We start from the raw sequence: 5709 nt of genomic DNA, 5'->3' as shown, positions 1-5709 counted from the left end.
CCGCCCGGGTGTAGAGGCAGTCGTAGAACGCGACACGAAAGTGGGACAGGACGCCCAACGCGGCGTCAGTGGATCGTTCAGGGGCGAGACTCTTCGCCAGCGGCCGTTCCTTCACGCGACGTTGCTCGACACCTCGAAGCGTGAAGAACGGCCGCCCTGTTGTCCCGGGAACGAACCAAGATCAGCAGGTCAGGTGAACGGCCCAGGTTAAACACCAAGCTGAGGTGCTGTGTGTGATGCGGAAGAGGTCGTCCTCGTCGGCGGTGGTGGGGACGATCACGGTGAGGACGCGGTCGGTTGCTGCTCCGCAGCGGGGACACTGCGTGGGCGGATGAGTGCGTGGCCGCATGCATCATCTCCTCAGTCGGTTGATCGCCAAGGTAGCCAACCCCGGTGTGCACCGCGGGTGATCGGGAGGGCCGAGGGCTTCGTGCCCGGTCAGGGTGCTGCGCTCGTCGCTGTCCGTGTTGGTGGCGCGGTGGTGAAGGGGCGGTTGTCGCGGAGCAGGGCCCAGAGGACGTCGACGCGGCCGCGGGCGAGGGCGATGACGGCGGGGATGTGCTTGTGTCCTTGGGCTCGTTTCTTGAGAGGATGTTCTGAGCCGGTATGACCGCCTTGTGGTCGCCTGATCGTGTGGGTTTGGGTGATTCGGGCCGGTCGCGCGGCTTGGTCCTGCTGGGCTGTTCGGGTGAGTGATCGCAAGCCCCACAAGAGCGACCTATCCGATGAGCGGTGGGCGCTGATCGAGCCGGTGATCGCGGCCTGGAAGGCCGACCACCCGTCGCCGACGGGACATCAGGGCCGTTACGAGATGCGGGAGATCGTCAACGCGATCCTGTACCAGGGCAGGACCGGCTGCCAGTGGGACTATCTCCCGCACGACCTGCCACCGAAGTCGGCCGTCTACTACTACTTCGCGGCCCGGCGCGACGACGGCACGGACGTGAAGATCAACGACCTGCTGCGCTGGCAAGTCCGCGAGAAGGCCGGGCGGGCAGAGGATCCGAGCCTGGTCGTGATCGACACCCAGAGCGTCCACGCGGCGGTGAACGTGCCCGCGGCCACGACCGGGAAGGACGCGGCCAAGAAGGTGCCAGGCCGCAAGCGCGGGGTGGCGGTCGACGTCCTCGGCCTGGTCATCGCCGTGACCGTGCTGGCCGCCAGTGCCCACGACAACACATTCGGCATCGCCCTGCTCGGCCAGGTCGCCCCCATCGGCACCATCAAGAAAGCCCTGGTCGACCAGGGCTTCAAGAAGACCGTCGTCGAGCACGGCACCACGGTCGGCATCGACGTCGAGATCGTCGAACGCAACCCCGCCGACAAGGGCACCGGCTTCGTCCCGCAGGCCAAGAGATGGATCGTGGAGCAGACGCTCGGGCTCCTCATGCTGTTCCGGCGGCTCGTACGGGACTACGAGAGCAGGCCGAAGTCGTCCGAATCCAGGGTGCGCTGGGCCATGATCGACGTGATAGCGCGCCGGCTCACCGGCCAAACTACGCCCACCTGGCGCGGGTGACCCGTGGACGCCCAGGTCACACCGCTCCTGGCGCGGATCGACGCACGCGAGCGGGAGCTCGGCACCGCCGCGGACCAGCTCCGCACGCAGATCGACGAACTCGCCGCCCGCCTGCGCGAACTCGACGAGGAGATCGGGAACCTGGCGGTGACCCGCAAGACGCTCCTCGCCCTACCCCCGACGGCTCCGGATCCGGCCGATCCGCCGCCGGTCCTGCCGGCCCACCCGGCCTACCAGCAGATCCTCGGCGCATTCGCCGACGCCGCCGGACCGATGCGCGCCCGCGACCTGTGCGAGCGCCTCGACCTCGCCGTCATGCCGAAGAACATCGAGAGCACCCGGCACAAGCTCAAGCGCCTGGTCAGTCTCGGTGTCCTAGCCGAGCGCGAACCGGGCCTGTTCGCCCGGCGCCGCCCGTAGCCTCTCACATCAAGCCGTAGATCACGGCCACGCACTCGTCGTCCGGCTCAGCACGCCCGCTGCGACCGCGAACATTTACGAAGGCCAGGGACTGTTGCTTGGATCACGGCTAGGCCGGATGATGGCGGCAGCACAGACGTGGGTGGAGCTCCTCCCATATTGATTGGCACGTGCCCTGTCGTCGTGCAAGCATCTGCGAATGCCCACACTTGCCGATGATCTCGGCTGCCTCTCCTACGTCGTCGCCGGTGACGGACCGCCCGTCGTCCTCGTGCACGCCGGCGTCGCCGACCACCACATGTGGGACGCGATCGTGCCCGCCCTGGCAGAACAGCACACCGTCATCCGGTACGACTTACGCGGCTTCGGTGAATCCACGGCACCGACTGGCCCGTTCAGCGAGACTGACGATCTGCGCCGCCTCCTGGACCACCTCGGCTACGAATGTGTCCGACTCGTCGGCGCGTCCTGGGGCGGCCGCGTGGCCGTGAACTTCACCCTCGCCCATCCGGGCAGGGTCCACTCCCTGGCCGTGCTCGCCCCGCCGTGGCCGGGATACCACTGGTCCACGAAAATGGTCGCCTACGACGAGGCGGAAACGGCGGCTCTGAGCGTCGGCGACCTGGACACCGCCGTCGGCATCAACCTGGACATGTGGCTGCGTGGGCCGGTTCGAAGCTGGGAGAACGTCGCCGCTGGACTGGCTGACCAACTCCGAGGCCCGCTACGGACATCGCTGGTGAATCAGGGCATCGTCGGGGAGTACTCTCAGGGTTCCCCAGCTGGCGACATCACCGGCATCTCCGTCCCCACACTGGTCGGGATCGGCAAGTTCGACGTTGCCGACTTCCAGGACATCGGCCGGCGCTACGCCTCCGAGATCCCCGATGCCACCCTGGTCGAGTTCGCCACCGCAGCTCACCTCATCGCACTGGACGCGCCCACCGAACTCACCGCGGTACTGGGCCCGTTCCTCGCCCGTTAGAGCTCGGAGCACGATCAAGGACCGCCGCGGGGGGGGGGTGCCTCTATGGGGTTCGTCAAGGAATCGGGCTGCGTTCGGGAGGCGTGGGCGGGCAGCATGGCGGGATGCCAGATCTGCTGTGGGACGACGTCAGGAACTTCTTCGACCCTGACTTGATGGGTGCGCTGCCGGACGTGTCTGTGGAGGGCACCTCGGTGGAGGACTGGCAGGCGGTGTTCGATCTGGTCCGGTCGAGCGGTTGGCTGTGGGAGTACTTGGAGGGCGGCGTCGCTGGTCCGCTGCCTCCTGCGGTGCAGGTGCTGACGCGTCCGGCCGATGCCGAGACGGCCCATCTGCGGGTCTGGCCGGTCCCGGACGTGCTCGTGATCTTCCGTCCGATGTCTGCCGAGGAGATCGACTTCGATGTCGACCTTCGAGAGCTGCAGGGCCAGGAAGGAGTGGACGTCCTGTGCCGGTTCCTGGCCGCGGTCGGCCGGCGGCTGGGCAAGCCGGTGGCCATGACCGCCGAAGGCGACCACGGGAACCCGGTGCTCGGGTTTGATCCCGACGCAGACCGCGTGGTGTTGGTGGCGGACCCGCAGCTCAACTGACCGCTGTGGCCGGTCGCGACTCGTAGAAGGTGCCGTCGCGGAGCATGGCGAACAGGACGTCGACCCGACGCCTGGCCAGACACAGGAGTGCCTGGGTGTGACGCTTGCCCTGGCCGATCTTCTTGTCGTAGTAGGCCCGGGAGGCCGGATCGCTGAGCGAGGCGAACGCGGCCAGGAAGAACGCCCGTTTGAGCTGCTTGTTGCCCCGGCGGGAAGGTTGCTCACCGCGTATGGAGGATCCGGAGCTGCGAGTCGCAGGAGCGAGCCCAGCGTAGGAGGCGAGGTGGGCGGCGGTCGGGAAGGCGCTGGCGTCGCCGACGTCGATCAGGACCCGGGCACCGGTCCTCGTCCCGATGCCGGGCATAGAGGTCAAGATCTTGGACAGCGGGTGCTCGTCCAGCAACTCCTGGATCCGCTTCTCCAGGAGTTTGCGCTGGTCGAGGACGGCCCGCAGCGAGCCGGTCAGGCTCGGCACGATCAGCGCGGCCGCCTCGGTGCCTGGGACGATCACGGTCTGCTCGTCGAGCGCGGTGAGGATGTCCTCGACGAGGCGCTCGAACATGCGCGGGGCCAAGGGCCGGGCGATGTTGAGCAGGCGGCGGCGTCCGGCCTTGCGCAGTGCTGCTGGTGAGCCGAACCGCTCCAGCAGGGCCAGGACCGCCGGGTGGTCCAGTCGTGGTCCCATCACACGTTCCAGGTGCGGGTGGATCTGGGTGAGCAGGCCGCGCAGGCGATTGGCGATGCGGGTCGCCTCGCCGGCGAGGTCGTCGTCGAAGCCGACGATCATCTCCAACTCGGCGATGGTCTCGTCGGTGAGCTCGATGCCGCGCAGGGTGTGCGGCATGGTGCGGGCGGCGTCCGCGATGACTGCCGCGTCGCGGGCATCGGTCTTGGCCTCGCCGGGGTAGAGGTCGGCGATCCGGCGCATCGTCAGACCGGGCAGGTAGGCGACGCGGCAACCGGCATCCCGGGCGACCGCCAGGGGCAGGGCGCCGATGGAGGCGGGCTGGTCGACCACGACCAGGACGGTGCCGTGCTTCGCGGCGAGCTTTTCCAACACGCCTCGCATCTTGGGCTCGCTGTTCGGCAGCCGCTTGTCGAGGACCCGCTTGCCGGCCCGGGTCACCGCGGTTCCGTGGTGCTCGCCCTTGCCGACGTCCAGGCCGAGGAAGACGTCCACGTCGCCGGTGTCGATCACGCTGATCCCTTACGAGGTCGTGCTGTCCCGGCCTCGTTGGCGTGGCATCAGTCGCCGGCATCCACGTTACGAAGAGCCTCCCAGCACGCTGGTGGTCCTGCCTCTATCAGCGGTCTACCGATGCCTCCGGCCCGGTGACACCACCCCCCGGATCATGCGAACTACAGGGGGGAACAGTCATGCCGAACCGGAGGCCGGGAGCCCCGTTTCGGGGCCACGAAGAAGGTAACGGGGGGAATCTTGTGTCGCCGGACGGCTCGGGCTTGGTTGGATCACCCTGCAGCAACCGGGGCATATAGGTTCAGAATGTCCTCTCAGCCAAGGACGTGCGCCTCTTCCTCGACTGGGCTCGGCAGGGGTGCCAGTGCTGTGCTCAGGGACGTGACGCCGCCCGTCCGGCCGGTGAGCAGCGTTGCTGTGCTGCGGTTCCCAAGCGGTGCTGCGAGCGTCGGCTGTCGCCTCGCATGGTCCAGTACCTTCACGCCGTGCTGCGGAACGCCCTTCAGCACGCGGTCGGGGAGGAACTGGTGCAGCGCAATGTTGCCAAGCTCGTGCAGGTGCATACTCCCCGGTACCGCGTCGGGCGCGGCCTGTCCGTCACCGAGGCGAAGAAGCTCTTGGCCGACGTGCGTGACGACCGGCTGAGCGCGGCATACGTGCTCGCCTTGTACCTGGGGCTCCGGCGCGGCGAGCTGCTGGGGCTCCACTGGCCGGACGTTGACCTGGACGGGGGATCGCTGGAGATCCGTACGACTCTGCAGCGGGTCAACGGAGAGCTGACGCTGACCGCGCCCAAGACGCGCCGCTCGGAGCGGCCCGTACCGCTCCCGGCCGTGTGCGTCGACGCACTCCGCCGGCACCGTGAGCGCCAGGCGGAGGAGCTTGAAGGCTCCCCTCCCTGGAGGGAGGGGATGCGTCACCCTCCAGGGCTGAGCGGGGATTTACGGCTCAGGCCGCCACCGGAGCCGGCGGCTCGGGTGGTCTTACGCCCTCGGCA

General features: G+C 68.2%; 6 protein-coding genes and 1 pseudogene. 5 read left to right on the top strand and 2 right to left on the bottom strand.

Annotation, left to right across the window (positions count from 1 at the left end; all coding sequences use genetic code 11):
- Positions 1–438 precede the first annotated feature (438 nt).
- Positions 439–597 (bottom strand): annotated as a pseudogene (locus tag ACIBJF_RS51830) (IS110 family transposase); the annotation flags it as partial.
- Positions 598–688: 91 nt separating this feature from the next.
- On the opposite strand from ACIBJF_RS51830, the gene ACIBJF_RS51825 reads away from it, so the two are divergent.
- The 4 genes from ACIBJF_RS51825 to ACIBJF_RS51810 all read left to right on the top strand — a co-directional run bounded on the left by ACIBJF_RS51825 (position 689) and on the right by ACIBJF_RS51810 (position 3514).
- Positions 689–1519 (top strand): IS5 family transposase, encoded by an 831-nt coding sequence (locus tag ACIBJF_RS51825; RefSeq protein ID WP_399184868.1) that lies wholly within the window; start codon positions 689–691, stop codon positions 1517–1519.
- Positions 1520–1522: 3 nt separating this feature from the next.
- Positions 1523–1939 (top strand): hypothetical protein, encoded by a 417-nt coding sequence (locus tag ACIBJF_RS51820; protein ID WP_399184866.1) that lies wholly within the window; start codon positions 1523–1525, stop codon positions 1937–1939.
- Positions 1940–2138: 199 nt separating this feature from the next.
- Positions 2139–2924, top strand: a complete 786-nt coding sequence (locus tag ACIBJF_RS51815) for an alpha/beta fold hydrolase (RefSeq protein WP_399184865.1) — start codon at positions 2139–2141, stop codon at positions 2922–2924.
- Between the two features lie 104 nt (positions 2925–3028).
- Positions 3029–3514, top strand: a complete 486-nt coding sequence (locus tag ACIBJF_RS51810; RefSeq protein WP_399184864.1) for a hypothetical protein — start codon at positions 3029–3031, stop codon at positions 3512–3514.
- Here the strand turns inward: ACIBJF_RS51810 and ACIBJF_RS51805 are convergent.
- Positions 3507–4712 (bottom strand): IS110 family transposase, encoded by a 1206-nt coding sequence (locus ACIBJF_RS51805; RefSeq protein WP_399184863.1) that lies wholly within the window; start codon positions 4710–4712, stop codon positions 3507–3509. The genes ACIBJF_RS51810 and ACIBJF_RS51805 overlap by 8 nt on opposite strands.
- 485 nt (positions 4713–5197) lie before the next feature.
- On the opposite strand from ACIBJF_RS51805, the gene ACIBJF_RS51800 reads away from it, so the two are divergent.
- The coding region (locus ACIBJF_RS51800) for a site-specific integrase (protein ID WP_399184862.1) at positions 5198–5709 on the top strand (512 nt) is incomplete at its 3' end.

Source organism: Streptomyces sp. NPDC050743, assembly GCF_044456925.1.
Classification (GTDB): domain Bacteria; phylum Actinomycetota; class Actinomycetes; order Streptomycetales; family Streptomycetaceae; genus Streptomyces.
This window is presented reverse-complemented; position numbering and strand designations above follow the sequence as displayed.

Bases quoted from the DNA above. Each gene is read 5' to 3' on its own strand.
- ACIBJF_RS51810 (WP_399184864.1), top strand. From the start codon at position 3,029: ATGCCAGATCTGCTGTGGGACGACGTCAGGAACTTCTTCGACCCTGAC.
- ACIBJF_RS51815 (WP_399184865.1), top strand. From the start codon at position 2,139: ATGCCCACACTTGCCGATGATCTCGGCTGCCTCTCCTACGTCGTCGCC.